19 protein-coding genes and 1 tRNA gene are annotated in these 25,063 nt (G+C 60.0%); 13 read left to right on the forward strand and 7 right to left on the reverse strand.

What is annotated here, in order from left to right; all coding sequences use genetic code 11:
• Positions 1-3: 3 nt before the first annotated feature.
• From J5W70_RS03095 to J5W70_RS03135, 9 genes are all read left to right on the forward strand, one after another.
• Positions 4-912, forward strand: a complete 909-nt coding sequence (locus tag J5W70_RS03095) for a hypothetical protein (RefSeq protein WP_022397609.1) — start codon at positions 4-6, stop codon at positions 910-912.
• Positions 913-1,099: 187 nt separating this feature from the next.
• Positions 1,100-2,392 (forward strand): argininosuccinate synthase, encoded by a 1,293-nt coding sequence (locus J5W70_RS03100; RefSeq protein WP_022397610.1) that lies wholly within the window; start codon positions 1,100-1,102, stop codon positions 2,390-2,392.
• Between the two features lie 99 nt (positions 2,393-2,491).
• The gene (locus tag J5W70_RS03105) at positions 2,492-4,111 is read left to right on the forward strand and encodes a sulfatase-like hydrolase/transferase (RefSeq protein WP_022397611.1); all 1,620 of its coding nucleotides are present in this window, start codon (positions 2,492-2,494) and stop codon (positions 4,109-4,111) included.
• 31 nt (positions 4,112-4,142) lie between these two features.
• A complete protein-coding gene (locus tag J5W70_RS03110) occupies positions 4,143-5,381 on the forward strand; it encodes an RsmB/NOP family class I SAM-dependent RNA methyltransferase (RefSeq protein ID WP_022397612.1) in 1,239 nt (412 codons plus the stop codon).
• Between the two features lie 52 nt (positions 5,382-5,433).
• Positions 5,434-6,198 carry a triose-phosphate isomerase gene (gene tpiA, locus J5W70_RS03115; protein WP_022397613.1) on the forward strand — a complete coding sequence of 255 codons (765 nt, stop codon included), beginning with the start codon at positions 5,434-5,436 and terminating at the stop codon, positions 6,196-6,198.
• 147 nt (positions 6,199-6,345) lie between these two features.
• Positions 6,346-7,029, forward strand: a complete 684-nt coding sequence (locus J5W70_RS03120) for a type II secretion system protein (protein WP_022397614.1) — start codon at positions 6,346-6,348, stop codon at positions 7,027-7,029.
• Positions 7,030-7,157: 128 nt separating this feature from the next.
• Entirely contained in the window at positions 7,158-7,769 is a 612-nt protein-coding gene (locus J5W70_RS03125; RefSeq protein WP_022397615.1) for a hypothetical protein, read from the forward strand.
• Positions 7,770-7,937: 168 nt separating this feature from the next.
• Positions 7,938-9,509, forward strand: a complete 1,572-nt coding sequence (locus tag J5W70_RS03130; RefSeq protein WP_215832921.1) for an arylsulfatase — start codon at positions 7,938-7,940, stop codon at positions 9,507-9,509.
• A 625-nt stretch (positions 9,510-10,134) separates the two neighbouring features.
• A complete protein-coding gene (locus J5W70_RS03135) occupies positions 10,135-11,025 on the forward strand; it encodes a hypothetical protein (RefSeq protein ID WP_022397617.1) in 891 nt (296 codons plus the stop codon).
• Between the two features lie 187 nt (positions 11,026-11,212).
• On the opposite strand, the gene J5W70_RS03140 is transcribed toward J5W70_RS03135, so the two are convergent.
• The 4 genes from J5W70_RS03140 to J5W70_RS03155 all read right to left on the reverse strand — a co-directional run bounded on the left by J5W70_RS03140 (position 11,213) and on the right by J5W70_RS03155 (position 12,927).
• A tRNA-Lys gene (locus J5W70_RS03140) sits at positions 11,213-11,288 on the reverse strand.
• An 85-nt stretch (positions 11,289-11,373) separates the two neighbouring features.
• The gene (locus J5W70_RS03145) at positions 11,374-11,796 is read right to left on the reverse strand and encodes an acyl-CoA thioesterase (RefSeq protein ID WP_022397618.1); all 423 of its coding nucleotides are present in this window, start codon (positions 11,794-11,796) and stop codon (positions 11,374-11,376) included.
• A 48-nt stretch (positions 11,797-11,844) separates the two neighbouring features.
• Complete coding sequence (locus J5W70_RS03150) at positions 11,845-12,594, reverse strand: ComFC family protein (protein WP_022397619.1); 750 nt, start codon at positions 12,592-12,594, stop codon at positions 11,845-11,847.
• A 30-nt stretch (positions 12,595-12,624) separates the two neighbouring features.
• Entirely contained in the window at positions 12,625-12,927 is a 303-nt protein-coding gene (locus tag J5W70_RS03155) for a hypothetical protein (RefSeq protein WP_022397620.1), read from the reverse strand.
• An 85-nt stretch (positions 12,928-13,012) separates the two neighbouring features.
• Here J5W70_RS03155 and mazG point away from each other — a divergent pair, with 85 nt between their 5' ends.
• Positions 13,013-13,822, forward strand: coding sequence for a nucleoside triphosphate pyrophosphohydrolase (gene mazG / locus J5W70_RS03160; RefSeq protein WP_022397621.1), 810 nt, complete (start codon positions 13,013-13,015; stop codon positions 13,820-13,822).
• A gap of 105 nt (positions 13,823-13,927) precedes the next feature.
• Here mazG and J5W70_RS03165 read toward each other — a convergent pair whose 3' ends face one another.
• The 3 genes from J5W70_RS03165 to J5W70_RS03175 all read right to left on the reverse strand — a co-directional run bounded on the left by J5W70_RS03165 (position 13,928) and on the right by J5W70_RS03175 (position 21,205).
• Entirely contained in the window at positions 13,928-19,831 is a 5,904-nt protein-coding gene (locus tag J5W70_RS03165) for an autotransporter-associated beta strand repeat-containing protein (RefSeq protein WP_215832922.1), read from the reverse strand.
• A 184-nt stretch (positions 19,832-20,015) separates the two neighbouring features.
• On the reverse strand, positions 20,016-20,600 hold the full coding sequence (locus tag J5W70_RS03170) for a hypothetical protein (protein ID WP_215832923.1): 585 nt from the start codon (positions 20,598-20,600) through the stop codon (positions 20,016-20,018).
• Positions 20,601-20,875: 275 nt separating this feature from the next.
• Complete coding sequence (locus tag J5W70_RS03175; protein WP_022397624.1) at positions 20,876-21,205, reverse strand: hypothetical protein; 330 nt, start codon at positions 21,203-21,205, stop codon at positions 20,876-20,878.
• Positions 21,206-21,330: 125 nt separating this feature from the next.
• Here J5W70_RS03175 and J5W70_RS03180 point away from each other — a divergent pair, with 125 nt between their 5' ends.
• The 3 genes from J5W70_RS03180 to J5W70_RS03190 all read left to right on the forward strand — a co-directional run bounded on the left by J5W70_RS03180 (position 21,331) and on the right by J5W70_RS03190 (position 25,057).
• A complete protein-coding gene (locus J5W70_RS03180; RefSeq protein ID WP_022397625.1) occupies positions 21,331-22,389 on the forward strand; it encodes a ribonuclease D in 1,059 nt (352 codons plus the stop codon).
• A gap of 183 nt (positions 22,390-22,572) precedes the next feature.
• Entirely contained in the window at positions 22,573-23,880 is a 1,308-nt protein-coding gene (locus J5W70_RS03185; RefSeq protein WP_022397626.1) for a carbohydrate porin, read from the forward strand.
• 475 nt (positions 23,881-24,355) lie between these two features.
• Entirely contained in the window at positions 24,356-25,057 is a 702-nt protein-coding gene (locus J5W70_RS03190; protein ID WP_022397627.1) for a zinc ribbon domain-containing protein, read from the forward strand.
• Positions 25,058-25,063: the final 6 nt, after the last annotated feature.

Genomic DNA, 25,063 nt, shown 5'->3' on the forward strand with positions numbered 1-25,063 from the left:
ATAATGATGAAAACATTCCACCTCGTCCTCCCGCTCATCCTTCTTTGCTCCGGCATCACGCCCCGGGTGCAGGGAGCCGCCACGCTCCCGGGGTCTCGCCTTCCCCTGGCTTATCCGGAAACGGCCCAGCCCCGCGAGTATCCGGGCTACCGCATGCTGGCGGAGATGGGATGGATGTACCTGCCGGTGAAGGAACCGTATCCTCCGCTCTGGCACCTGCAGGAAATGCTCAAAAAGAACGAGCTGGAACTGTTCTACATGTGCACAGCCCGTCTGTTCCAAATCTATTGTGTGATCCATATTGATGACCTGAGGGGAAGACAATGCCGAGAACTGTACCACTTGTGCGGTCTGGTGACGGCAGCGCCGTTCTACCAGGTGGACTTCAGCGGAGAGCATCCGTGGGAATACGGAAGAAGGACGGGAGATATGGATACGAAGAGGGTAGCCGTTTCATGCCTAAGCCGTATTATAAAAAAAGAATCTGCCGGACGCATGAACGTGAACCAGAAGGAGATCGGAAAGTTCAGCGCGTTATATACAGCGGTAATTTTAAAAGGATTCCGGAAGGAGCACCAGGCGACTTCCGAAGAAAAGCTGAGGAAGCGATGGAAGGAAGGGGAAAAGAACACGTGGAAGGTGCACCGGGAGGGACGTGTTTTTGGCTGGGAAGACCAGTTCATCGTGGCCCAAGGCAGAAATGATGATATGAAATATGAGATAGAAGAATGGCTGGAGGAAGATTTAATTCGCATCCTGGTTGGATACTTTCCCGGCCGTGCGGCGGAAGCGCGCCAGTACATCCGGATGGCGGGATACGAAGACCGGGAAATCAACGGACTGGTGGACCGGACGTTGGGACGCGCCAAGGAGACGGAGTTTCTGTATAGAGGAGGCAAGAAAAAGAATTAAAAGCAGCTTTCCGGGCTTATGCGGTGAACGAATCCTGACGAACCTCCTCTCGTTTTTGTTCAGGAACCATCCCGGGGAAGCCGCTCCGGACAGTTCCGGGAAAAAGCCCGTGGTTAAACATGATTTTGTCCTTTCCTCCGGGGGGGGAATGGGGCATCATGCCGCCGCACACTAATCATTGACGTACATGAAAATCGTAGTTGCATACTCTGGCGGCCTTGACACCTCTGTTCTTCTGAAGTGGCTCAAGGAAAAATACAATGCCGAAATCATCGCCTACTGCGCAGACGTAGGCCAGGCGGAAGAACTGGACGGCCTGGAAGCCAAGGCCCTGGCTACGGGAGCCTCCAAGTGCTTCATCGGCGACCTCAAGGAAGACTTCGCCGCCAACTACATCTTCCCCATGATGCAGGCCAACGCCCTTTACGAAGGCCGCTACCTGCTGGGCACCTCCATCGCGCGCCCCTGCATTTCCAAGGACATGGTGGACCTGGCCATCCGTGAAGGAGCGGACGCCATCGCCCACGGCGCCACCGGCAAGGGGAACGACCAGGTGCGCTTTGAACTGGCCGTCAATGCCTTGGCCCCGAACATCAAGGTCATCGCCCCCTGGCGCGACCCCGAATTCCGCAAGCAGTTCCCGGGCCGTACGGAAATGATCGCCTACGCGGAATCCCACGGCATCCCGATCCGCCAGTCGCTGAAAAAGCCTTATTCCATGGACCGCAACCTGCTCCACATTTCCTTTGAAGCAGGGATGCTGGAAGATACCTGGTACGACGGCACCACCCCCGCCGACCGTGAGATGTACAAGCTTTCCGTTTCCCCGGAAGACGCTCCGGACCAGGCCGAATACATTCAGATCCTGTATGAAAAGGGCGATGCCATCGGCATCAAGTACGACGGCCTTGACACGCTGCTGAAAGAACTGAACGTCACCCCGAAGGGTGAACGCGACGGCTATACCCTGCTCAGCCCGCTGGGCGTCATGTACGTGCTGAACGCCCTGGGCGGCAAGCACGGCATCGGCCGTGTGGACATTGTGGAAAACCGCTTCGTCGGCATGAAGAGCCGCGGCATTTATGAAACCCCCGGCGGCACCATCCTGCTGGCGGCCCACCGCGACATTGAAACCATCACCATTGACCGTGAAGTGCAGAAGGTGCGCGATTCCCTCATTCCGGAATACGCCACGCTGGTTTACAACGGCTTCTGGTTTGCGCCGGAACGTGAAGCCATCCAGGCTCTGGTGACCAAGTCCCAGGAAACCGTCAACGGGGAAGTGCGCCTGAAGCTTTACAAGGGCAACGTCATGTACGCCGGACGCCGTTCCCCGCAGTCCCTGTATTCCGAAGAAATCGCCACGATGGAAGGCGGCCATGAGGAACTGTACAACCAGGACGACGCGGAAGGCTTCATCCACCTCAATGGATTGCGCCTGAAGCAGTTCAGCCGCGTCAACAAACCCTACGGCAACTAAGCCCCCGCAACACAACGTTTTCAATCAACCGTCCGGAATACCAGTTCCGGACGGTTTTTTCTTTGCAACAATCCTTTCCTTTTCCACGTACTGCCCGTGATGGGATTTATTTCATGCACATTTCTGGCAGTTGTTTCAGCGCTGGCGTTCTGTCCGGTCCCGGCCACTGCCGCTTCCAGGCCCAACATCATTCTGATTTATGCGGATGACCTGGGCATGGGCATGCTGGGCTGCTACGGCCAGGAGATCGTGAAAACGCCCAACATCGACCGCTTGGCCAAACAGGGCATCATGTTCACCCGGTGCTACAGCAGCCAATACTGCTGCCCGGCGCGCGCCTCCCTGCTCATGGGCGTGCATGACAGCCACTCCCGCTCCTACACCCAGACAAACGGCGGCCTGGTCATCACGGCGGAACAACAAGGCTGGTCCAACGAGGAACTGGAAAAGAAAGCGGCCAGGGCGGCCCGCATCAAGCCTTCCGGGGGAGAGGTTTTCCTTCCGGAACTACTGAAAAAGGCAGGATACGTCACGGGCCAGTTCGGAAAGCTGGAGTGGGGCTTCACCACCTGGCACGGAGAGTTGAAAAGGCACGGATGGGACCGTTACGTGGGATACATGGACCATCAGCGGGCCCACGGCTATTATCCCTCCTTCCTCTGGAAAGACGGCGAACGCCTTCCCCTTCCGGGCAACACGCATGCCGACGGCGGCAAGACCCCGGAGATTTACGGGCCGGGAGCCACGGAAAAACGGAGAGGAAACCGGGACGGAAAAGTGACGTACGCTCCGGACGCCATGCTGGCGGAGACCCTCAAGTTCATGGAGGAAAACCGGAACAGGCCCATGTTCATCCTCTTCTCCACCAACCTGCCCCACGGCCCGGTGGATATTCCCCCCGCAGAGAACAAGTATGCCGGTCATCCAGCCATCCGCCAGGCCTATGCGGGCGCCGCGGGCGGCAACAGGGAATGCGCCGGGGCGGCGGAGGAATACGCCTCCATGGTGGACAAGCTGGACAGGCAGGTGGGCGCCATCCTGGCCCAGGTGCACAAACTGGGACTGGAGAAGCGCACCATCATCGTTTTCAGCTCCGACAACGGGCATGAACTTTACTACCGCACGGACAAGGAGCGGGGCCGCGGCCTCAACTGCCACGGCGGCGTTCTGGACGGTACCGGGGAGCTGCTGGACGTTTTCCGCGGCAGCCGCGGGCTCATCGGCCAAAAGAACGCCATGGTCAACCTGGCCGGGTTGAAATGGACCAACCATGAAGGGGGCATCCGCATTCCCCTCATCGTCTCCTGGCCCGGGACCGTGCCGCACGGGAAGGTTTGCCGCAGCCTGGTAGCCAACTACGACCATATGGCCACCTTTGCCGAGCTGGCGGGAGTGGGCATGCCGGAAGGCAAGGATTCCGTTTCCTATAAAAACATGCTCTTCGGCAAACCTTCCAGCCAGCGCGATTACGTAGTGGTGGACCACACGGTCATCACGGGGGACGGCTGGAAGCTCACGCACAAGCAGGACAAGTGGCTCCTTTTTCAAATCAGCAGCGACCCGGAGGAAAGGCACAATCTGGCGGAAACAAGGAAAGACCAGTTGGAAAGGCTCCAGGCCATTTACAGGAAGGAAGCGGGAAGCCCCAGAAAAGACAGGCAAAAGCCGGAACAACCCCGGAAAACCGCCCTTTTTCCGCCGCTTGCTTTTGCAGGTTGAAACTTGAACGTTCCGCATGTAGAGTTCCCCGGTGAAGAACAATCCCCCCACCTCCCGCCAGACAGCCCTGACCTGCCTGATGCGCTGGCATGAAGGCCGCTCCTTTGCGGAAACCCTCGTGGACCGGGAATGTTCGCGGGCTGCGCTTTCCACGGCGGACAGGCATCTGGTGCAGGCCCTCGTCTTCGGCGTGCTGCGCAACCAGACCTGGCTGGACCATGTGATCGACTCCCTGCGGAAAGGCAGGCTGGACCTGGAAATGCGCCTTATCCTCCAACTGGGGCTGTGCCAGCTTTTCCTGCTGGGGATGGCAGACCACGCCGCCGTGTATGAAACCGTCAATCTTGCGCCCGCACGCCTGCGGGGGCTTGTCAACGCCATCCTGCGCAACGCGCTTCGGCGGGAGAAAGCCATCCTGGAGGAACGGGAAAAACTGCCGCTTCCCGTTCTTTATTCCACCCCGGCGTGGCTGGTGCAGCGGTGGACGCAGCAGATGGAGCCGCAAACGGTCCGCGCCCTGCTCCACTGGAACAACACCACGCCGCGCCTGTACGTCCGCGCCAATCCGCTGGTCCCCGTGAACGGCATGCCAGCCTCCCTGGCTCCGCTGGACCGCGCTCCCGGCTGGTTCTCCGTAGACGGCGCCCTGCCGCTGGAAGAGATCAAAGCGGGCTCCCTTTACGTGGCGGACCCCTCCACCCGCTACGCCATCGACCTGCTGGCTCCCCGGCCCGGCGAGGAAATCCTGGACGCCTGCGCCGCCCCCGGCGGCAAATCCGCCGCCATCATCGCCGCTACCGGAGGCAAGGCGCGCCTGACCGCCACGGACCTCCATGAACACCGTCTGCCCACCTTGAAGGAAAACCTGGACAGGCAGGGTTCCTCCTCCGTCCGGACGGCGCAGGCGGACTGGTCCCTCCCCTGCCCTCCGGAATGGGAACGCCGTTTTGACGCCGTGCTTCTGGACGTGCCCTGTTCCAACACCGGGGTCATCCAGCGCCGCGTGGACGTGCGCTGGCGCCTGACCCCGCAGGAAATCCGCCGCCTGGCCGCCCTCCAGAGGAGCATTCTTGAAAACGCCTCTCAGGCCGTCAAGCCGGGGGGCAGGCTGGTTTATTCCACCTGTTCCATTGACGCGGAGGAAGACGGCCTGGTGGTCAGGGATTTTCTGCAAAACCACCCGGAATGGACCCTGAAGGAGGAAAAACTCATCCTTCCCCATGAGGAAAAATCGGACGGCGCGTATGCGGCCCTTTTGATCTGTGCTTGACCTCGGCCCCAATTTGGCAACAATGCGTGCTCCTGATTAATCTCATTCCACTATGTCCCGCAAACCCATCATTGCCGCCAACTGGAAGATGAACATCGGCCCCGCCGAAGGCGCCCAATTCATCGAAAGCTTCAAAAACCTCGTTAAGGGAAAAGACGTCGCATGCGACGTGGTCGTCATTCCCCCCTTCACCACCATCCCCTCCGTGCTGAACGCCCTGAACGGCTGCTCCTGCACTGCCGTAGGCGCCCAGAACGTCTCCCAGTATGACAACGGAGCCTACACCGGGGAAATCTCCACCAGCATGCTGAATGAACTGGGCCTCAAGTACGTCGTGCTCGGCCACAGCGAACGCCGCCAGTACTTCGGAGAAACGGACGCCATCATCAACGCCAAGATCAAGAAGGCCATCGCCGCCGGCATCACCCCGATTTTCTGCATCGGTGAAACGAAGGATGAACGCCTGGGCGGCATTCTGGAACCCGTGCTGGAAATCCAGCTCAAGGGCGGTCTCAAGGATCTCACCCCGGAAGAAGTGGCCAACCTGGTCATCGCCTATGAACCCGTCTGGGCCATCGGCACCGGCCTGACCGCCACCTCCAAGGAAGCGCAGGAAGCCCACGCCTTCATCCGCAAGGTCATTTCCGACGTCTTCGGCGCGGACACCGCCGCCAGGGTGCGCATCCAGTACGGCGGTTCCGTAAAGCCGGAAAACGTGGTGGAGCTCATGGCCCAGCCGGACATTGACGGCGCCCTGGTGGGCGGCGCTTCCCTGAAGCCGGAATCCTTCGCCGCGCTGGTCACTTCCGCCAAGTAAGCGCAATCCAGCCATTTCCTTTCCTGCGGGCCGGTCCTTCACGGGACCGGCCCTTTTCGTTTCCGGAGCTCCGTCCGGCGCTTTTCGCCCCAGGGCGCAGTTTCTGCCTTTTCAAGCGGCGGCAATCGTGCATAATGGCGGGAAATCATGAAAGCCCGCTTACTCCCCTCACGCAGCAAAGGTTTCACGCTTATTGAAGTTCTCGTGGTCATCGCCATCATCGCCCTGCTGGCTGGCGTATCCTACAGCATTTATTCCCATGCTACGGAGACTGCGGCCAGAACGCGCTGCACGGACAACCTGCGCCGCATCAGCGACTGGGGCAAGGAATTCGCAGGCCAGAACGGCGGGAAACTGCCCTCCAGCGGCATGAAGGACAGCCTTCTGACCGCCAGGGAGTGCCGGAACTGGTGGGACGCCCTGGCCCCCATCGTGAACGCAGAACAGCCCGACCTGATCGCCCGGAGCGACAAGGAGCCGAACATGCTTCCGGACACCTTCCGCTGCAAGAATGACAACCGGCCGGAAATCCTCGCGGCGGAAGATTCCATCCTTCCCGCCAGCCCGGACACCATTTCCTACACCAGCTGGCTGGACAACCGGAAGGGACGCCCCATGAACGTGGCGCGCGGGCAGGCCCTGCGCGGCAAGCCCTGGATCAGCGACGGCATTCCGCTTGACGGACGCAGCGTCATCACGGAGCAGGACTTTGAGGAAATCGTGGTCCCGGCCCTGGAACGTCATCAGGGAGGCATCATGGTGCTTTACGCGGACGGGAAAATCACCCCTGTGGAGGATCCCACGTTTGAAAAAGTCACCCAAGGCTCCTGAGCCTGCGTTCCTCCGCCGGCTGCGGGGGAATTCCAGCGGCCTGACGCCGGGAATCCGATGGAATTTTCTTCTCTCTCCCGCTGATTCGCCTTTACGAAGCCGGGATAATCATTAAGGTTAGCGTTCAGATGAACCAGCACGCTCCCTTCCTGCATCCGTATGATGGAATGATACCGCTGCCCGTGGCGGGATATGTCCTGGGCGCCGTTCTGCTGCTGGTTCACCTTTACGCACTGGTAAAAAGGCAGCAGGTGCAGGCCTTTCTGCTGGCCTCCCCGCGCAACCACCTGCTGGCCCAGGTTCTGCTGGCCATCGGCCTGTTCTGGTTCTTCCTGCTGGTGGCTCCGGAAGGGCTGGGCGTGCTGAGTTATTTCCGGGTAGGGCTGGCGGAGTTTGAAGGCATCCGCTGGCTGCTCCAGCTTGCGTGTCCCGTTTTCCTGGTGCTGATGGTCACCCATGTGAAAAACCTGCTCTTTCCGCGGGCGCTCGGCATCTTCGGCCTGATGGTGGCGGCCCCTCTTCTCAGCGCGGCCTTCCTCCAGGACCCGGTCACCAGGCTGCTCATCCCCATCTGGTGCTACATTGTCATTTTCCTTTCCCTCCTCTGGATAGGCAAACCCTACCTGTACCGTGACATGGTGAACAAGATATGCTCCAAACCGGCCTGGTGGACGCCCCTCTGCCTGGGCGGCATGGCCTACGGAGCCGCCATTCTGCTCTGCGCCGTCCTGTGGTGGTAGCAGACGCATTTTTTCCGGCGCACCATATCCGCCCACCCGGCTTTTTCCGGAGGAATTCCCGGTCGCGCAAGCTGTCCGGGCCAACAGGGAAGACAGCTTTCCTTTTCCAGCCTCCGGGCAGGATCCGTCCGCGGGCCTGCCTGCTTTATCATACACCCCGTTCCTCCCATGCGTTTCATTCCAAGTTTCCCCCTCCTGGCCTGCATGGCCCTCTGGCTGCTCTCCCCTGTCCCCTCCCCGGCGGACAAGCCCAACATCGTCCTCATCCTGGCTGACGACATGGGATGGTCCGACCTGGGCTGCTACGGCTCGGAAATCCCCACTCCCCATCTGGACTCCCTCGCCGCACAGGGCATGCTGGCTACACGGTGCTACACGGCTTCCCGCTGCTCCCCCTCCCGCGCCTCCATCATGACCGGCTGCGAGCCCCACAAGGTGGACGTAGGGCTGCTGGACGACGACAGCGGACGCCCTGGCTACCGCGGGCGGCTGAATCCGGATATCCCCATCCTCCCTGAACTCCTGAAAAAAGCGGGATACCGTACCTACCTTTCCGGAAAATGGCATCTGGGGAAAGTCCGGGGAACCTACCCCTGGGACCGCGGCTTCGACCGTTCCCGCGGCCTGCTGGGAGGCGCGGCGGATTACTACAAGCCCATGCCGGACCGCCCCTTCGGAGAAGACGGAAAATTGCTCCGGCCGGAGGACCTGCCGGAGAATTTCTACATGACGGAAGACATCACCCAAACGGCCCTGGCCTACATTGACGACGCCGCCAAAAGCAAAAAACCCTTCTTCCTCTACGTGGCTTACACGGCCCCGCACACACCCCTTCAGGCCCCCCGGGAGGAAATAGAAAAAATGCTGCCGTCCTACCGCGGAAAATCTCCGCATGCCATCGCCTCCAAGAGGCTGGAAAAACAAAAACAGCTCGGAATCGTCCCTCCCTCCGCCAAGCTGGGCATGGCAGGAAAATTCAATCCTTCCGGCTATGAAAAGGCCACAGCAGAGCGCAAGGACTACCTTTCCAGGTGCATGGCCACCTACGCCGCCCAAATCTCCATCATGGACCGCGGCATAGGCCGCATCCTTGCGTCCCTGGACCGCCACCGCCTCAGCGGCAACACGATCGTCATGTTCCTGTCAGACAACGGCGCAACGGCGGAAATGCCCCAGAACAACAGGAACAAGAAAACCGTTCTTCCCATCGGTCCGCTGGGGGAAGCCGGCTGCCGGGACGGGTACGGTCTCATGTGGGCGGCCGTGTCCAACACTCCCTACCGCCAGTATAAGATTGAGACCTTTGACGGCGGCTTGTCCGCGCCTTTCATCATCCGCTACCCTTCCAGAATCCGTCCCGGCGCGCGCTATCACTCCCCCTTCCTGCTTCAGGATCTCGCCCCCACCTGCCTGGCGTGGGCCCAGCTTCCGGTTCCCGTCCACATGGACGGCAAACCGCTCAACGCCTACTGGGCCAATCCCGGAAAGCTTCCTCCGTCCAGGGTATGGGACTACATTCCCGGCACCTGCCCTTCCCGCACCATTTTCTGGGAGCACCAGAGGAACCGCGCGGCTCTGACCAGCCAATTCAAGCTGGTGGCTCCCAACCGCGGCCCCTGGCAGGTATACGACATCAGGGACAGGACGGAACAAAAAAACCTCGCTTCCAGGCACCAGCCGCTTATTGAACAACTGTCCGCACAGTACAGGAAGTGGGCAGAAGAAAACCATGCCGAATAATGCGGCACGGCGGGCAGCCTGGCAGGCGCGCACGGAACATTACCGCGGCAGGGTTTTTCCAGGGGCAAGCCCTGACGTTCCGGCACCGCAGCCACCGGAGCCGTAACCCGCATCATTTCCGGGAAAAAGCCGGAAGAATATTTGTTCCCCCCTTGATATCCGGGGGCCCATTCACCATTCCTTTTCCCCATCCGGATATTGACGGACAATTCCGCAAGGAGTCCGGCCCTCCGGACGGAGCTTGCTCCGGCTCTCCATGCTTTTACCCTGTAAACAAAGATATTCCATGAATCAAAATAAAACATATCAAAACACTGCGATTTAACAAATCGTTTCCCAAATGGAAAACTCTTATTTTTTCCTAACAATTATTGGAACAAAGGAAGCCTTATCATTCAAAGAAATATCGTATTAGAATGCTTCTAAATTAACAAAAAACTCATTGATTATAAATAAACTTAATTTAAGATGGCATAAGAAAAAACCTCTCCGCTTCCTGCTTTCATTCCGCACCATTTCAACCTTCAATATGGAATATTTTTGATAATCAACAAATAACACACCTTTAACAAGACTTGTACAGCATCACCTTCTTTTCAACCAACCTTTCTCCCGCATCTTTCTTATGTTCAAAGAGCCCTCCTTCCTCAAAAAAGCAAACCTGTTCCAGCCCATCCTGGTCGTTGTGATCTCCATCATCGGAGGGACGCCCATGGAAGGCGCCAACACGGGAAAAATCGTCCTGCTGGTTATCCTGGGCGCCGCTTTCATCGTGTGGCACGTGGAATGCCAGAGGCTGATCAACAGGAACCGGGAGATGAAGAAACAGGCCTGCACCCTGAAAAACCGCAGTGCGGCTCTTTACAAAAAAACCTACGCCGCCCTCAGCGGGGAATATGAAAACTTCGCCAACAAGCTGAATGGAGAAGACCGCCGGGAGAAAAAAGCGGACGGCTCCCGCGCAACGACGGAAAGCTTCAACTCCGCCTGCCTGTTCCTGTGTTCCACCATCGCCGCAGCCCTGGCCGAATATAAAAGCTCCCTCATCTTTGAAGTGCTTTACATCCAGGCGGAGCGGCAGCAGGGCCAGACCTTCCTGCGCGTCACAGGCTACGCGCAGGGAGAACACAATAACGACATCCCCTCTCTGCTGGCCCAACCTCCGCGGCCCGTGACGGGAACTCCCTCCATGCTGGATGAACAATTGTTCGCTGAACGCCATCTCAGCCCCGTAGTCCTCTCCGGCCCGGCGGAAGTGCGGCGCAGCTTCTTCCGGAAGCGCAACCAGCCCCCGGAGGAAAAATACATGCAATACCTCGCCATCCCCGTCCTGAGCAGGAGGAATGAAATCATCGGCCTCATTGAAGTCTCCGTTAAAAAAAATCCGTTCATCTTCCCGGTGGTCATGCTGGAAACCCACGAACTGGCCGACATCCGATCATGGCTGTACCATTTGAAAGACCATTTCCTGCTGTTCCATGAAATAGAACGCGCCGTCCGGCATGATTTGCCCTGATGGACATCCCCGCCCGGTTCCGTCTTTCCGTTCCGCCGGCGGCCTCACGGACCGGGCAGCACGGCAATACCCATTCCCATGCTCATTGGATGGTGGAACACCACGTTCCCGCCCGTTTTCCGGCTACCTCAAAAAAGAAACTCCGCCCGGAAATACTTCCTGCGGAGTTTCAACGTATGAAAGGGAATGGTACTTGGACCGGGACTCGAACCCGGGACCAATAGATTAAAAGTCTACTGCTCTACCAACTGAGCTACCCAAGCACTTACCCTTGCTGGAAGGGCGGAGGCAGTAAACACCACGCCCCCTTTCATGGCAAGCGCAAAATGGAAGACGGACAAAAAAAGATCAGGATTCCATGTATTCCTGCCACCGCGCACGCCATTCAGCTGGAATGCGCGCGGGGCGCCCCTGGGGCATCCGGACCAGGGCCAGCTGTTGATGGGCCCTCACCAGAAGATCGTTGTTGGAGGCGCGGCGCATTTCAAAATCGCACCAGAACCGGGCCCGTTCCACGGATTGCAGCCATCCCGTCGTCAGAATGGTGTCCCCCAGCACGGCGGGGCGTACGTAGTCGATTTCATGGCGGACCACCACGGCGAACTGCTGCAAATCGCTCATGGTTTTGTAATCCATGCCCAATTTGGCTCCCAGCTTGGTGCGGCAGGCTTCAATCATGCGCAGGTAGGCCAGGTTATGAACCACTCCGCCGCAATCCGTATCATAAAACATGACTTCGTCTTCCGTATGAAACATCAGCTCCGGATTCATGACTGCCATTGTAGGAAGGAAACGGTGAAGCTGAAAGAAAATTCCGGTTCAGCCATGCCATGCATGGTGCGTCCGCGCCAGCGTCAGCACGCAAACGGAAGCCGCCCCGGCCCGGAGCAGCAGATGCGCGCAGGCGTCCGCCGTGGCCCCGGTCGTAAAAACGTCATCCACCAGCAGCACGTCCCTTCCCGCGACGGGATGACGTTTGATTCTTTTTTCATCCGCGGCATAAATCCTGCGGGCGTGCCTGAGCCGCTGCTTCCGCGCCAGGCTGGCCTGGGGCAGCCGGTCAGGCAGGCGTTTCAGCACCCCGGCACAGGGCCAGCCCAGTTCTCTCCCCAGCAGCGCCGCCAGTTCCTGCGCCTGGTTGTACCCCCTCCGCACCAGCTTGCGGCGGTGCATGGGCACGGGAACGAGCAGGCGCTTTTTTCCTCCGAACCAGTGGGGATTTCCGCGCACGGCCTCCGCCATCATCCGCGCGAAGGTTCCGGCCAGATGAACGGCCCCCGCATATTTGAAGGCCAGCAGAAGCTCCCTCAATGCCCCTTCGTTCACGTATGCGGCGCGGGCTTCCTCAAAGGACGGAGCCGTTTCCGCACAGCGGGCGCATAACCCGGACGGGATGAAGGAACCTTCCGCAGGTTCTCCGCAAACGGCGCAGCAGGGTGGTTCAATGGGCACGAAACGCTCCCGGCATTCCGGACAAACATGACAGCCGTCCAGTCCGCCCCGTCCGCACAACTCGCAGACGAAAGGGTACACCCAGGAGAGCCATTCCCTGAAAACCGCTCCCAGCATCCCCGGCACGGCAGAAGTTGAAGGGCGTTCCTACCGCCCGTCCTCCCCATGGGGAGAACCGGTTTCCTCCTCTTCCGGCATGTCTTCCAGAAGCTTGTCTATGGCTTCAATAAAACGCCACGGGCAGCGTTTGCGCTGGTACTTGCGCCAGAGCACGTCGCGCAGGGTCACCCAGTGCGCCCGCGTGAATTCCACGTGTTCCCACTCCACATCGTCACGTTCCGCACGGCCCACCTTGGGGGCGCATTCCAGCTTCCATTTGCTGGCGTGGTGGCATGCCCTGTATACCAGGGTACCTTCTTCCGTGCGTTCTTTCCACGTGTGAACTTCCATGGGGGCGAGTGTAGGGAAGAACCGTTCCGGGTAAAGAGGAATTTTTGCTAGTCATCCGCCCTTGCGCGATTAGTATGGCTCCGTCATGAACGACACTGAAATGATCGAATGCCGCGAGCCTGCCCTTCAAATGCAGCGCCTCATCGCCATCATGAAACGCCTGCGCGCTCCCCAGGGCTGCCCCTGGGACGCGGAACAGACTCACCACTCCCTGATTTCCAACATGATCGAGGAGGCCTATGAAGTGGTGGACACCATCCAGAGGGACGACTGGGAGCAGATGCGGGAGGAGCTGGGCGACGTTCTGCTTCAAGTGGTTTTTCATGCGGAGATCGCCCGGGAAGCCGGGCGTTTCAATTTCAACGATGTGGCCGCGGAAGTGAGTGAAAAGCTCGTCCGCCGCCATCCCCACGTGTTTGCCCAGTCCACGGCAGACACGACGGATGCCGTGCTGGCCCAGTGGGACAAGATCAAACGCCAGGAAAAAGGCGCGGAAGCCACCCCGTACCTGCACGGAACGGGCAAGGGGCTGCCGCCCATGCTCCGCGCATGGAAGCTCCAGAAAAAAGCCGCCAAAGCGGGGTTTGACTGGGCGGACGCCCAGGGCGCCCTGGACAAGGTGAAGGAGGAAACCGCGGAGTGTGAGGAGATCCTTCCCGTGCCAGAGGAAGATCCGCACGTCACGGAGGAACTGGGGGACCTCCTGTTTTCCGTAGTCAACCTGTGCCGGAAGAAGGGAATAGACCCGGAAACGGCCATGGCCGGGGCGAACAGGAAGTTTGAACGGCGTTTCAATGAAATGGAACGCCTGCTTGCCAAAGACGGCCTTTCCCTGGAAGAAGCCTCCCTGGACGCCATGGAGGAACGCTGGCAGCAGGCGAAGTCCGCCCAATAAAGTATTTCCATTTTCGGACCGTGCCTTGCTCCGGTCCTCCGCTTTGCCTTTCCCGGCGCCGTCTGCATGATTCATGCGCGCGGCGCCGGAATGTTTTTCAGGAGTTCAGCTCCTGCGGCGGCGCAGCAGCAGCGCGCCCAGGCCCAGCAAGGCCACGGAGGCCGTACCGGGTTCGGGAACCGTGCGCACCAGCGTCACCACGCCGTCGCGCATCCAGGAGTCCCCGTTTGCCAGGATGAAGCCGGCGTTTTTCAGGGCGGCGTCATAAAGGACGGAGGCCAGGGAGTAATCCCCGCTGAAGGCATTGGTGAGGGAGCCGTCATACAGCACAAAGTTGATGGTGCTCACACGGGCTTCCACCAGTTTTTCAATCAGGCTGCCGGAGCACTCCGTCAGCAGCAGGTTCACGCCGCCGGAGAAGTCCACGGAAGCCTGCCCGGCCCCGGTAATCAGCACATTGGTCGTCCACGCATCGGGAGCTGTCATGGAAAAGTTGCCGTCCGCATAGCTGACGTTCAGGTTCGGCACGGCATCCGTTGTGGAAACGCCAGTGACGGCCAGGGAGGAAAACGCGCCCAGCCTGATGCCGGAATCCGCCGCATGAATGAGCATGTCCGTCACGCGGGCCTCCTGCCCTGCGGCCACCTCCAGCACGGAGCCGGAGAATTCCGTATGGGCCAGCGCCGCTCCCGTCCTGACGTTCACGTTGACGCCGTTGAACAGGGCGCGGGCCGCGGAGCCTGCTCCCTGCACGATTCCCGCTCCGGCGGAAGAACCTAGAAAAGCCCGCTCCACCGTGGAGGAGGCGGCCCCGGTGCGGGCCGTCACCGCCACGGAAATATCGGAGAGGGAGGAAGAATTCAGCGTATTGACGGAGGCTCCCGCTCCCGCCAGCTTCACGGAAGCGGCGTAGGAAACCGTTCCGGCCTTCACGTCCAGTCGGGAAGCCGCTCCCTGGAGTTCGACTCCGGCTTTCGTATTGAGCGCGCCCGCATGCGCCAGCTCCAGCGCGGCATGGTCCGTTACCTGGTAGACCCCGTCCCAGGTGTTGGCCGCGCCCAGCACCACGCGGCCGTTTTTGCCCGCATTGCCGTTCTTGACGATGATGATCCCGGAGGCGCCGCCGGGCTTGACGGTTCCGTTGAGCGTCATGACATGGCTGTTTCCGGAGGCCGTCATGGAGTCCGGATCGTAACCCGTCGTATCCAGCACAAAGGCCTTCCCTCCGGCGTTCACCACCATTTCATTCTCATTGCTCCAGTCCGCGTCCAGCATGCCCAGCACGCCTCCGCCGTTCAGAAGAATCGTATTGCCGGTTTTCTGAACTCCGTCTTCCGTGTAGGGAGTCCCGGTCAGGGAACCAAAGCCGGAGCCCAGGCGCAGAACGCCGCCGTCGTTGACCTGCACGTCATAATCGTACAGCCCCTGCCATTCGTCATGGCCCACCACCAGGTTGCCATCCTGCGCCACGCTCAATTCCCCGGCCAGCAGAAGAGTGTTTACCACCTTGAGGGAACCCGCGTCAATTTGCAGGGAAGCCAGGCGCGCATTCCCCACCGTCTGGGAAAAGATGCCCGTCTTCACCAGGCTGATGTAGCCGGAATCATGGCGCAGGCCCGTATCATACATGTCGATGTACTGCCCAAAGCCCACATTGCCGCAATAAATCCGGTCCTGCGTCCCCACCGCCAGGAAAAGGGTGGTGGAGGAATCGCGCCCCGCGCTGGCTTCCGTGGTCACGAAGGAAGCCTCATCCTGCCCCATGATGCCGGCCAGGGTGATGTGATGGACGTCCTCCACGGAATCAAGATGCAGTATCGTGCTCTGTACACCATTCAGGCTTAAATCAAAACCGGCTTCTTCCCACGTGTTCCGGTCCAGACAGGCCTGCACCGTTCCCTGGCCGTCCTGCGTCCCGCTCATGCTGATCTTTCCATGGAATTTGGAGCCGTCATCCAGCTGGAAAACGGTCTGGCCGCTGCCGTTGGCATGCTGCAGGACAAGGTTGGCGGTGGAATCCCCCCGGACCGTGGAAATGACGCCACCGATCACCCTGTCCGTATGGGACACCGTCACCACGGAATCCTCCGCCACCGTCAGCAGGTTATTCAGCAGAGCCACCTTCTGGATAAAGCCCCCGCTCTGGTAGTCCAGCGCCAGGGAGGTGCCGTCAAACATCCGGATTTCCCCGGTCCCCAGGGCTCCGGCATCCCTCATGACTACCCTGCCGCCGTTGATTTCCGTTCCGCCGGAATACGTGTTGGCCGTCTCCATCACCAGGGTTCCGGCTCCGTCCTTGGTCAGAATGGTTTTCCAGTTGCTGGTTTCATAGTCATCCGGAAGCTCCCCGTCCGCAATCAGGCCCCCGTCCGCATGGGCGCGGAAGATGTAGTTGACGTCATCCTTCACGCGGATGGAGGCGGGGCGCACTTCCCCCCTGATGAGCACCACGTTGTAATCCTTTCCTTCCTCCCTTTCCACCATTCCTGTTTTCCCGGCTCCTTCCGCGCCGAAGGCCACATGGTAGGTATCCCGGTAAAAGCCGTTAAGGCCCAGATTTTTGTCCAGGCCCTCCAGCCAGTGGTTGCGGTCGGTCCCCTCCCCTTCGGGCAATTCATTGGCAAACCAGACGTTGTCCGTGGCGGCCACGTATTCCCCCTCGCTCCGGTTTTCTCCGTTGTACCAGGTGCGGATGGGCGTATTGGTCACCGTCATGACCAGGTTCATGTTGTCCCCGGAAACCTTGATGATGCCGAACCACCCGTTCCCGATGGAAATCGTGCGGGTTTGAAAGCCGCCCAGCGCCCCGTCCACGTAAATGCCGCTTTCCGTCGTCGCCAGGTAGTATTTTTTGTCAACCGTGTCCGCTTCTCCAAAATCGTATCCCCCGAAACGCACCAGAATATCGCCGTTCAGGTTCAACCTGCCGGAATCAGCGATGTCCTCCAGCCCCTTGACGGCCAGCAGGGGATGCTCCTGCAGCTCGGAGGGCAGGATGGAGCAGTCAAAATACAGGAAGGAGGAATCAGATACCGTCACGGAACCGTTCACCACCGCCGTTTCAGGAACCGCAACGACCCCTGCCCCCGTACCGGCGTTTACGGTCCTGTCCGTCACGATGTGGAGCGCATAACCGGGATTGATGGTCATGCCTCCCCCCGCTGCGCCCCACTCCTGCGCCGTGCCGTCGGAGGCGATGCCCCGCGTCACTCCCAGATTCAAGTTGGTTCCTCCGTACAGGACGGCGCTCGTTTTCACGTTGAGGCTGTTGAAGCCCAGCGTCCCCTCCTGGAGCACCAGGCGGTTGACCGCGGCCGTATGGATGTACTGTGCTCCCGTGCCCGTCTTGGTCAGGGAAAGGGTTTCCCTGCTTGCGGCCGTCACCTTGCCGGAGGTAGCGGAACCATACGTGGATGCCGTCCCGAAGACACCGGCAAAATACAGTTTTTCCGTACCATCCACATCCAGCGTCAGCGTACTGTTGGAGTTGGTCAGCACGCGCAGCGTATCCACTTCGCTCCCCACCGTGTAAGTCTTGCCGTAATACTCGCTGTCCTGCGTTTTCCCGATCAAATCCCCTTGCAGCCCCGCCAGAACGGCATCCTTCTGCACCAGCAGGATGTGGTAAAGGTCCATGCGTTCCTTTCCTTCAAAAACGGTGCCGTTGTCCGCCGCGTTCACGGTATGGGCGCGCGTCAGGTCCACCTTGGCGTTCCGCAGCGCATCGTCTTCCACGATGAGCTGTACGGCGCCGGGCTTCCGGATGGCCAGGATGTCGTTGTTGGCATCCGCATTGGCGGGGGAGTCCGCCTCGGAATACAGAATGTAGTTGTCCAGCTTGACCGTGCCGGTAAAATTGGACTTTTCCCCCGGGGCCAGGCTTTCATCGCAGATGTGGAACATGCTTACCCACTTGTCCTGGCCGCCCGCCGTCGTGGAGGTATAGCCCATCAGCGTCAGTTCCCCATAGCCGTCCAGCCTGCCGGTCAGGGACAGCGTGCGCCAGTGGCGGGAAGTCAGGTAATCCCACTGGTAGCCGGAGGAACCTGCGCCGGGCAGGTCTTCCTTCTCCGCCAGGGAAAGGGGGGAGTAGCCGATGACCACCTTCGCCGTGTCCTTGGAGGACGTCCCGATCCGGATGTTGTTGGCAATGGAGGGGTTGCGGTAAGAGGAATCCAGCTCCGTGGCAAAGGGGTAGTTGACATACAGTTCCGTTCCGTCCGCCATGCGGATGTCCCCGGCGCCCAGGGCTCCTTCACGGGCGGCCAGAATACTGCCCTCACGGATTTCCGTTCCGCCGGAAAAAGTATTGCCGGTAGCCAGGGTAAGCATGCCTGCGCCCTCCTTGACCAGCTCGCCCGCGTGGTCCGGTCCGGCGTCCGCAATGCTGCCTGCGCCGCCGTCCGCGGCGTGGAAGACATAGCCCATGCCGCCGTTCGCCTCCTTGTCCACGGAGACCGTCAGGCTGGAGACGCGCACCGTTCCGTCAAGGATGACGTCAAAGCCGTCCACGGCGTGGCCGGATAAATCCTGCATGCCGAAGAAGACTTCACGCTCCCCGTTGCGGAACGTCAGGCCGCCTTCCCACGGGCTGGCGCCCGCCGCCCCGTCGGACCACACGCTGCCGTCCGGAACCTTGGACCCGTTCCCCTGCCAGACGTAGTAATTGAACTTGTCCGCGTCAAAATAGGTGCCTTCCAGGGAAGTGGAATCCAGCCCGGTCACGAGCATCTGCCATTGGCCTCCCCCCTGCACATTCAGGGTCAGTCCGCTGTAAACGTCCAGCTCCCGGTAAATCCAGCTGCCGTCGGCATCCCTGCCCGTGGCGTACCTGACCTTTTCCCGCTGCACGGCGTCCGCAAAGAAGAGGGTATTCCCCTCCGTCACGGAAACCAGCTTGCGGGATTCTCCGGATTGAATGCCGGATGCGGGCATGATTACCGTCAGCAGGCTGCCCTCCGCAAATTGCACGGAAGAATCCAGTTGAAACGTTCCGTCCACATCCAGAACCAGCCCCTTGTTGAAGACAAGCGTTCCGGCGGACCGCCAGTTCATTCCCCCCAGCCGGGAAGCCGCTTCATGGTAATCCAGCGCGAGGATGGCCCCTGCCGCAATGTCCAGCAAGCCGCCGGAGGAAGTGGAAAAGGAATTCCCTACGGTCAGGGCCCCATCCGCCCCCAGGCGGAAAACGCCGCCCTGAATGTCCAGACTGCCCAGCCGGCCAGAATAAACGGTTTGCTCCCCGCTTCCCTTCTTGACCAGATTGATGACTCCGGTGCCGTCCGCCTCCACAAGCTGGGTATTCTTGTAGCTCTCATTCTTCTCCGTCCCCACGTAGTAGCCGCCGTCCGCGCCCGCCGCGCCGATCATTCCCTTGAATTCATGGTTCTCCGCACCGTCAATGGTCAGGGTAGCGGCAGTCCCATTGCCCACCGTCACGCGAGAGGAGGAACCGGCCGTGGCCCCTTCCAGGCCGGAGACGGTCAAATCACCCTCCAGCTTCAGGATCACCATGGAGGGGGTCCCTGCACTGTCCGTCAGCCAGCCTCCCAGCCCGGCGGGGTCCTTGCCGCCCTGGCGGATCACGGACAGGTCCATGACCGTGGCGTTCATATTCCCCGCCGCCTGAAGCTGGACGGGCGTATTATACCCCTCGGAGGAGAGGCTGGAACGCGGCGCCGCCGCCTGGACCACGCCGCTGAAACCGCCCATGTCCGCGCCCGTCAGGTCAAAATTGCTTACCCGGCTGCGGCTGGTGTTCTCAAACACCAGCGTCCCCGTACCGGAAACGGTACCCTCTAAAAAAGCCGTGCGCGCCGTAGAGCTCGTGAAGCCCAGATACACCTTGGAGCCGGGGCCGCCGTCCATCCGGATATTCAGGCCGTAATGCTTTTCCTTGTTGCCGCCGTCGCTGACATTGACACTGTCCAGGAAAATATCTCCGGAACCCTCCATCCGCACCGTTCCGTCAAATCCTTCCTCCAGGACAACGCTTCCACCCCCGGTCACGGTGATGTCCTGCGCCGCACGCGGAGCCGCGGCAAGGCTGCCGGGGCCGGAAACCGCAACGGCGTTCTCTGCAAGATGCAGCCCGGATTCCGGCTTCTCCCGGTCCCCATGGCTTTCCGCCTGTCCGTCCTCCTCCCTTGCCTCTTTCTCCCCGTCTGAAGAACCGGAATTTTCCTTCAGCGAGTCAGAAAGAAGGGGTATGACGGCTTACCTTGAAAGAGTTATAACTCTTGGAGCGGTTATTTCCCGATACCAGGGCATTTGCCAGCACGCCGTGCACCAGTTTCACCTGCGCATCTTCGTGGCTCTGGAACGTGTATTCCTGGTCCATGTGGGAGACGGCCACCTTCTTCCGGTAAAGTTCGGCTGGCCTGCTCTTCCGCTTGAGGCTCCACTTACCTTCCGGATTCAGCGGGAAAGCGGGACTGACCAGGGCCAGACGCTCCGGTTCCGTTTTTCCGGCATTTCCGGATACCGGCTCCATGGCGGCGCTCACCATTTTTCCATGGCTGTTTTCAAAATAGAACGCGCCGGAGTCTTCCCGGAGCCCGTTCTTTCCGGCTGCATACCGCACCAGCAAACCGCCTCCCTGCTCCAGTTTTTCATAATCCGCCAGGTTCAGCAGGTATTCATTGTCATCCAGAACCACCGCGCCGTCCTCCGCCAGCGGAACTTTTTCTCCGGACCACGGCTTGCCCTCGGCCAGGGACGCTCCCGCACACATCCCCAGAACACCGACGAAACAGGTAATAAAAGCAATATTCATCATGATGACGGATAAAAAGGAGCGCGGCGTATACACCCTGGTTTTCTGGCTGTCAAATGGAATGTCTGTTTTTTTCCATCCCGCTGGAACACAATACCATACCCGGGACGATCTGCCCATCTCCCGTAAAAACGGGAAAAAACGGGGCATCAGGACGCTTCATAAAAACCGCCAGCCTTGTAAAAAAATTCCCTGCCGCAGCCCGGTTTCTCCCGGAAGCGCGAAACAAGAAACGGAAAAGGGAACGCGTGCCTCCGCGGCGGAAAAGAGGTCCGGAATCAGGCCATCATGTCCATGTTCGGATCCTTCCAGGCCGGGTCATACCCCTTGGCATAGCTGAACACATGCTTGTGCATGTATTCAAAATACTGCTCCTTCTGCATGGGGGTAAGCCGCTCCCAGATGGCCACGTTCAAGGCGCGGCACACCTTCTGCATCATTTTCAAGGTAAGCTGGCGTCCCTGCCGGGCCTTTTGAACCTGCTTGTGGGTAAGCTGTTCCGGGGAAATCTCCACCAGGTCGTGGTTGGTCAGATGCCAGCGCTTCATCAATTCGTCCAAAGGCTGTTCTCCGTGGTTGCGTCCGGTTTCTGTAGCTTCCTCTTCCATGCGCCTTTCTTCGTGCCCTATTTCCGGGAAATAGGCAATACATGATTGCCCCATCAGCACTTTTTTTGCATTTCCAGTTGCCCGGCGTGCTGATACATGGTTCAATCCCGCTCTGTTGCAATAAGATGATTAGCGAGAAAGAGGAATTACTGGAATGGCGCAAGCGCGCCACCGCACAGCCCACGGGACGGGTAGTCCTGGACCTGGAGGCAGACAGCCTGCACCGCTATCAGGAAAAGATCTGCCTGATCCAGTACGCGGATGAAACGGGCTCCTGCCTGATCGACCCTCTCTCCATTGAAGACATGGGGCCGTTTTACAACTGGCTGAAGGAAACGGAAGTCTGGATGCACGGGGCGGATTATGACATGAGCCTCTTCCAGAACGCCTGGGAAACGCTGCCCGCCATGATCTGGGATACCCAGACGGCGGCGCGCCTGCTGGGCTTCCGCCAGTTCGGGCTGGCCGCCCTGGTGGAACATTTCCACGGCGTAGCCCTGAGCAAGTCCTCCCAAAAGGCGGACTGGGCGCGGCGCCCCCTTTCCCCGACCATGGTCACCTATGCCCTGAACGACGTGAATTACATGCTGGACATGGCGGACAAACTGACGGCCGCCCTCCGGGAAAAAGGACGCATGGGCTGGTTTGAAGAGATTTGCAGGCACTCCATGGACCGAGCCCGGGAACGCCATCTGGCCGGCCATCAGGACCCCTGGCGCATCCAGGGCTGCGGCAAGCTGAACAGGAAAGGGCTGGCCGCCCTCCGGGAACTGTGGACATGGCGCGATGCGGAGGCTAAAGCGTGGGACAAGCCCGCGTTCATGGTCTGCTCCAACGCGGACCTCATCCAGTGGAGCCTCGCCCTTCAGGAACAGCGCACCGTGACTCCTCCGCCCCGCTTCCACTCCCACAGGCGCAGCCGGTTCATGGACGCCCTCCAGAAATTTTACCTGCTGGATGAAGACGACTATCCCTGCCGCCCGCGCATCCAGCGCCGCCAGCATTCCGACCAGTTTGAGGCCAATCTGGCGCGCCTGTCCAAGCTCAGGGATGAAAAGGCTGAAGAACTGGGCATGGAAGGCTCCTTCCTGATTACCCGGGCCTCCCTGGAAGCCATTGCGGAAGACAGGGAAAAAGGCGTCTCCACCCTGCTGAACTGGCAGAAGGAAGCCCTGGGCTTTTAACCGGCCCCGTCTTTCCGGCGCGCTTCCGGCATTTCCCCCTGAACCGGACCTTCCACGGCAGAAATGCCCCGCCGGCTGCGTCATGACTCAACGGGGGTGATTTGCCGCTTTTCCTCCTCCTGCCCCATCCCTTAGGATAGGGCCCCTCCGCCCCCTGCACCACTTACCTATTCACCTGACAACATGTACCGTCCCCTCATCATCCTCGGCCTTCTGGGAGCCTTCGCCGCCCAGGGCAGACAGGCAGGAACCGAAATGCTCCGCCCGGACCAGCCGGAACCTCCGGCCCACCTGCTGGCGGACATCAATTTGCTGGGCGGGGATTACGGGGACGAGACGGCCCCCATCCCCAACGATTCCCTTACGCAGGCCCTGACCGGCCTCCACTCCAAAGCGCACCGCGCGGGACTGGAATTCCTGGTGGAAAACGCCTTTTCCTACAACTCCATCCACCACCCGGCTCCGGACAAGCCCGGCACCCAGCTCTGGTACCTGCTGCACGCACACGCCAATTACCGCCTCATCCAGGCGCCCAGCAACCGGGAAACGTGGCTGAAACTGGAGCTTTCAGGCTCCACTGCGCTGACCGGAAAGACGTGGAGGGGCGGCAACATGAATGACGCCATCGGCCTGACGGGAGACACGCATACGGACATCTTCGGGGAAAGAATCTTCTTCCTGCCGGAAATAGCGCTCCTGCAAACCTTCAACCGGGGAAAAAGCGCCATAATCGCGGGCGTGGTGAACCAGACGAATTATTTTGACACCAACAGCTACGCCAATTCCTCCTTCGGCCAGTTCTGCGCCTCCCCCTTCGTCAACAACCAGGTGATTCCCATGGCGGATTCCAACTTGGGCGTCATCTTCCAGCACCAGTTCCACGAGCAGTGGTACGCCATGCTGGGCGGCAACTTCACCAGCTGCCCCCAGAACGCCTCCCCGCTGAAACACACGGACGGCAAGAATTTCAACATCCTGGCGGAACTGGCGTGGGTGCATGATTCCGGCGCCGTCAAGCTCACCCCCTTCATGGCCCGCATCAACGAACTGCCGGACGGGGAGGAAAGGAAGAACCTCCACACCGTGGCCGGCATCGCCCTGAACGTGGAGCAGCAGCTTGGCGGCAGCCCGTGGAAGGCCTTCTGCCGCGCGGGCTGGAGCGATTCCACGCGGGACAACTTCTGCGGCGCCGCCGTCCAATGGTCCGGCGGCTTCGTTTGCAGCCAGCCTCTCCAGCACCTGGGCGTCTGCGAGGAAGGGGAAGCCAACCAGTTCGGCATTGCCCTGGCCGTGACCCGCCCGGACGACGGGAGCATGGCGGAAGGCCGTTCCAGAAGCAAAAAGGAAGTGGTGATGGAATGCCACTATAACATTTCCGTGACTCCCTGGTTCCTGATCCAGCCCTCCCTGCTGTGGATTTCCAACCCCGCGGGCCGGGACGACACCGGAAACGCCAGCGTCTTCCGGCTCCAAACCATCCTGACGTTTTAAGAGCCGCCGGAACAGCCGCGGAAGGCTTCCGCCCCCATGGCGGCACGGCAGACTTTCTTTTGCCCGTTGTTGATTTACCTGGAACAGGGGAGCGTCTTTCTCTACAATGCACGGCTAGTCTCTCCCGTCATGCCCTCCAACCGCCATTCATACACGGTCCTGGCAGCCGCCTGCGCCTGCGTGCTTGCCGTGTGCGCCTTCCTTTTCTGGCAGAACCGGCAGAAGAAAGACAAACTTGCGCGGCAGTATGCGGAACTTTCCATGCCGCCGCCCGCACAGGGCGGCACTCCGGCGCAGCAGAAGGCCCTGCTTGAAATACTCAGCGGGAAACGGGAGGCCGTTTCTCAGGAAAACCTCCTTTCCCCCGAAACACGGGAGGCCGCTCCCCAGTACCGTAAAAAGACGGAAGGGCCGCCGCCCCGGGGCCGAGAAAAAATCTTTCCCGTCCCGCCGGGGCATGCTAAGGTAGCAAGCGATGAATCATGCCGATTTAGACCAGTTGCTGATCCTTCAGGAAAAAGATGTGCGGATCTCCAAACTCCGGAAGGAGCTGGCCTCCCTGCCGGAACAGAGAACGCGCCTCCTGCGCCAGATGGAGGCCATCAAGCAGAAGGCCCTGGCCGCCAAGCAGGAAGTCGCGAGCGTTGAGAAGAGCATACGGGACGTGGAAGCCGCCGTTGAAACCAAGCGCGCCTACATCGGCAAGATGAAAACCCTCCAGTCCAACACCCGGAAAAACGAGGAATACCAGATGTGCATTCAGGAGGTGGAGAAGACGGAAGCCGCCATTGACGCCCTGGAAACCTCCGAGCTGGAGCTGATGGAACGCCTGGAAACCGCGAAAACGGATATGGAGCAGAAAATCCGGCGCGCGCGGGACGCCCAGCGCGAGATGGAGGAAACGCTGGCCCGCTTTGACCGGACGGCGGAAACGGACAAGGAGCTTCTGGACCACTTGAATGCGGAACGCGCGGACCTGGCCGCCGCCGTTCCGGAGGATTCCCTGGGGGAATACGAACGGATGACCAAAAGCAAGGGAGTCCCGGTCATTGTGCCGATGGATGAAAAAGGCCACTGCGGCGGCTGCCACATGGTCATTACGGACAACGCCCGCATGAAGGTGCTGGGCGGCCACGAAACCGTTTACTGCGACAGCTGCCACCGCATCCTCCACTGACGGAGT

Origin of the sequence: Akkermansia massiliensis, from assembly GCF_018847375.1 — a bacterium.
GTDB classification, from domain to species: domain Bacteria; phylum Verrucomicrobiota; class Verrucomicrobiia; order Verrucomicrobiales; family Akkermansiaceae; genus Akkermansia; species Akkermansia massiliensis.

Bases quoted from the DNA above. Each gene is read 5' to 3' on its own strand.
- mazG (WP_022397621.1), top strand. From the start codon at position 13,013: ATGAACGACACTGAAATGATCGAATGCCGCGAGCCTGCCCTTCAAATG.
- J5W70_RS03095 (WP_022397609.1), top strand. From the start codon at position 4: ATGATGAAAACATTCCACCTCGTCCTCCCGCTCATCCTTCTTTGCTCC.
- J5W70_RS03190 (WP_022397627.1), top strand. From the start codon at position 24,356: ATGAATCATGCCGATTTAGACCAGTTGCTGATCCTTCAGGAAAAAGAT.
- J5W70_RS03185 (WP_022397626.1), top strand. From the start codon at position 22,573: ATGTACCGTCCCCTCATCATCCTCGGCCTTCTGGGAGCCTTCGCCGCC.
- J5W70_RS03155 (WP_022397620.1), bottom strand. From the start codon at position 12,927: ATGGAAGTTCACACGTGGAAAGAACGCACGGAAGAAGGTACCCTGGTA.
- tpiA (WP_022397613.1), top strand. From the start codon at position 5,434: ATGTCCCGCAAACCCATCATTGCCGCCAACTGGAAGATGAACATCGGC.
- J5W70_RS03105 (WP_022397611.1), top strand. From the start codon at position 2,492: ATGGGATTTATTTCATGCACATTTCTGGCAGTTGTTTCAGCGCTGGCG.
- J5W70_RS03125 (WP_022397615.1), top strand. From the start codon at position 7,158: ATGAACCAGCACGCTCCCTTCCTGCATCCGTATGATGGAATGATACCG.
- J5W70_RS03180 (WP_022397625.1), top strand. From the start codon at position 21,331: ATGATTAGCGAGAAAGAGGAATTACTGGAATGGCGCAAGCGCGCCACC.
- J5W70_RS03170 (WP_215832923.1), bottom strand. From the start codon at position 20,600: ATGATGAATATTGCTTTTATTACCTGTTTCGTCGGTGTTCTGGGGATG.
- J5W70_RS03150 (WP_022397619.1), bottom strand. From the start codon at position 12,594: ATGCTGGGAGCGGTTTTCAGGGAATGGCTCTCCTGGGTGTACCCTTTC.
- J5W70_RS03120 (WP_022397614.1), top strand. From the start codon at position 6,346: ATGAAAGCCCGCTTACTCCCCTCACGCAGCAAAGGTTTCACGCTTATT.
- J5W70_RS03130 (WP_215832921.1), top strand. From the start codon at position 7,938: ATGCGTTTCATTCCAAGTTTCCCCCTCCTGGCCTGCATGGCCCTCTGG.
- J5W70_RS03145 (WP_022397618.1), bottom strand. From the start codon at position 11,796: ATGAATCCGGAGCTGATGTTTCATACGGAAGACGAAGTCATGTTTTAT.
- J5W70_RS03100 (WP_022397610.1), top strand. From the start codon at position 1,100: ATGAAAATCGTAGTTGCATACTCTGGCGGCCTTGACACCTCTGTTCTT.
- J5W70_RS03175 (WP_022397624.1), bottom strand. From the start codon at position 21,205: ATGGAAGAGGAAGCTACAGAAACCGGACGCAACCACGGAGAACAGCCT.
- J5W70_RS03135 (WP_022397617.1), top strand. From the start codon at position 10,135: ATGTTCAAAGAGCCCTCCTTCCTCAAAAAAGCAAACCTGTTCCAGCCC.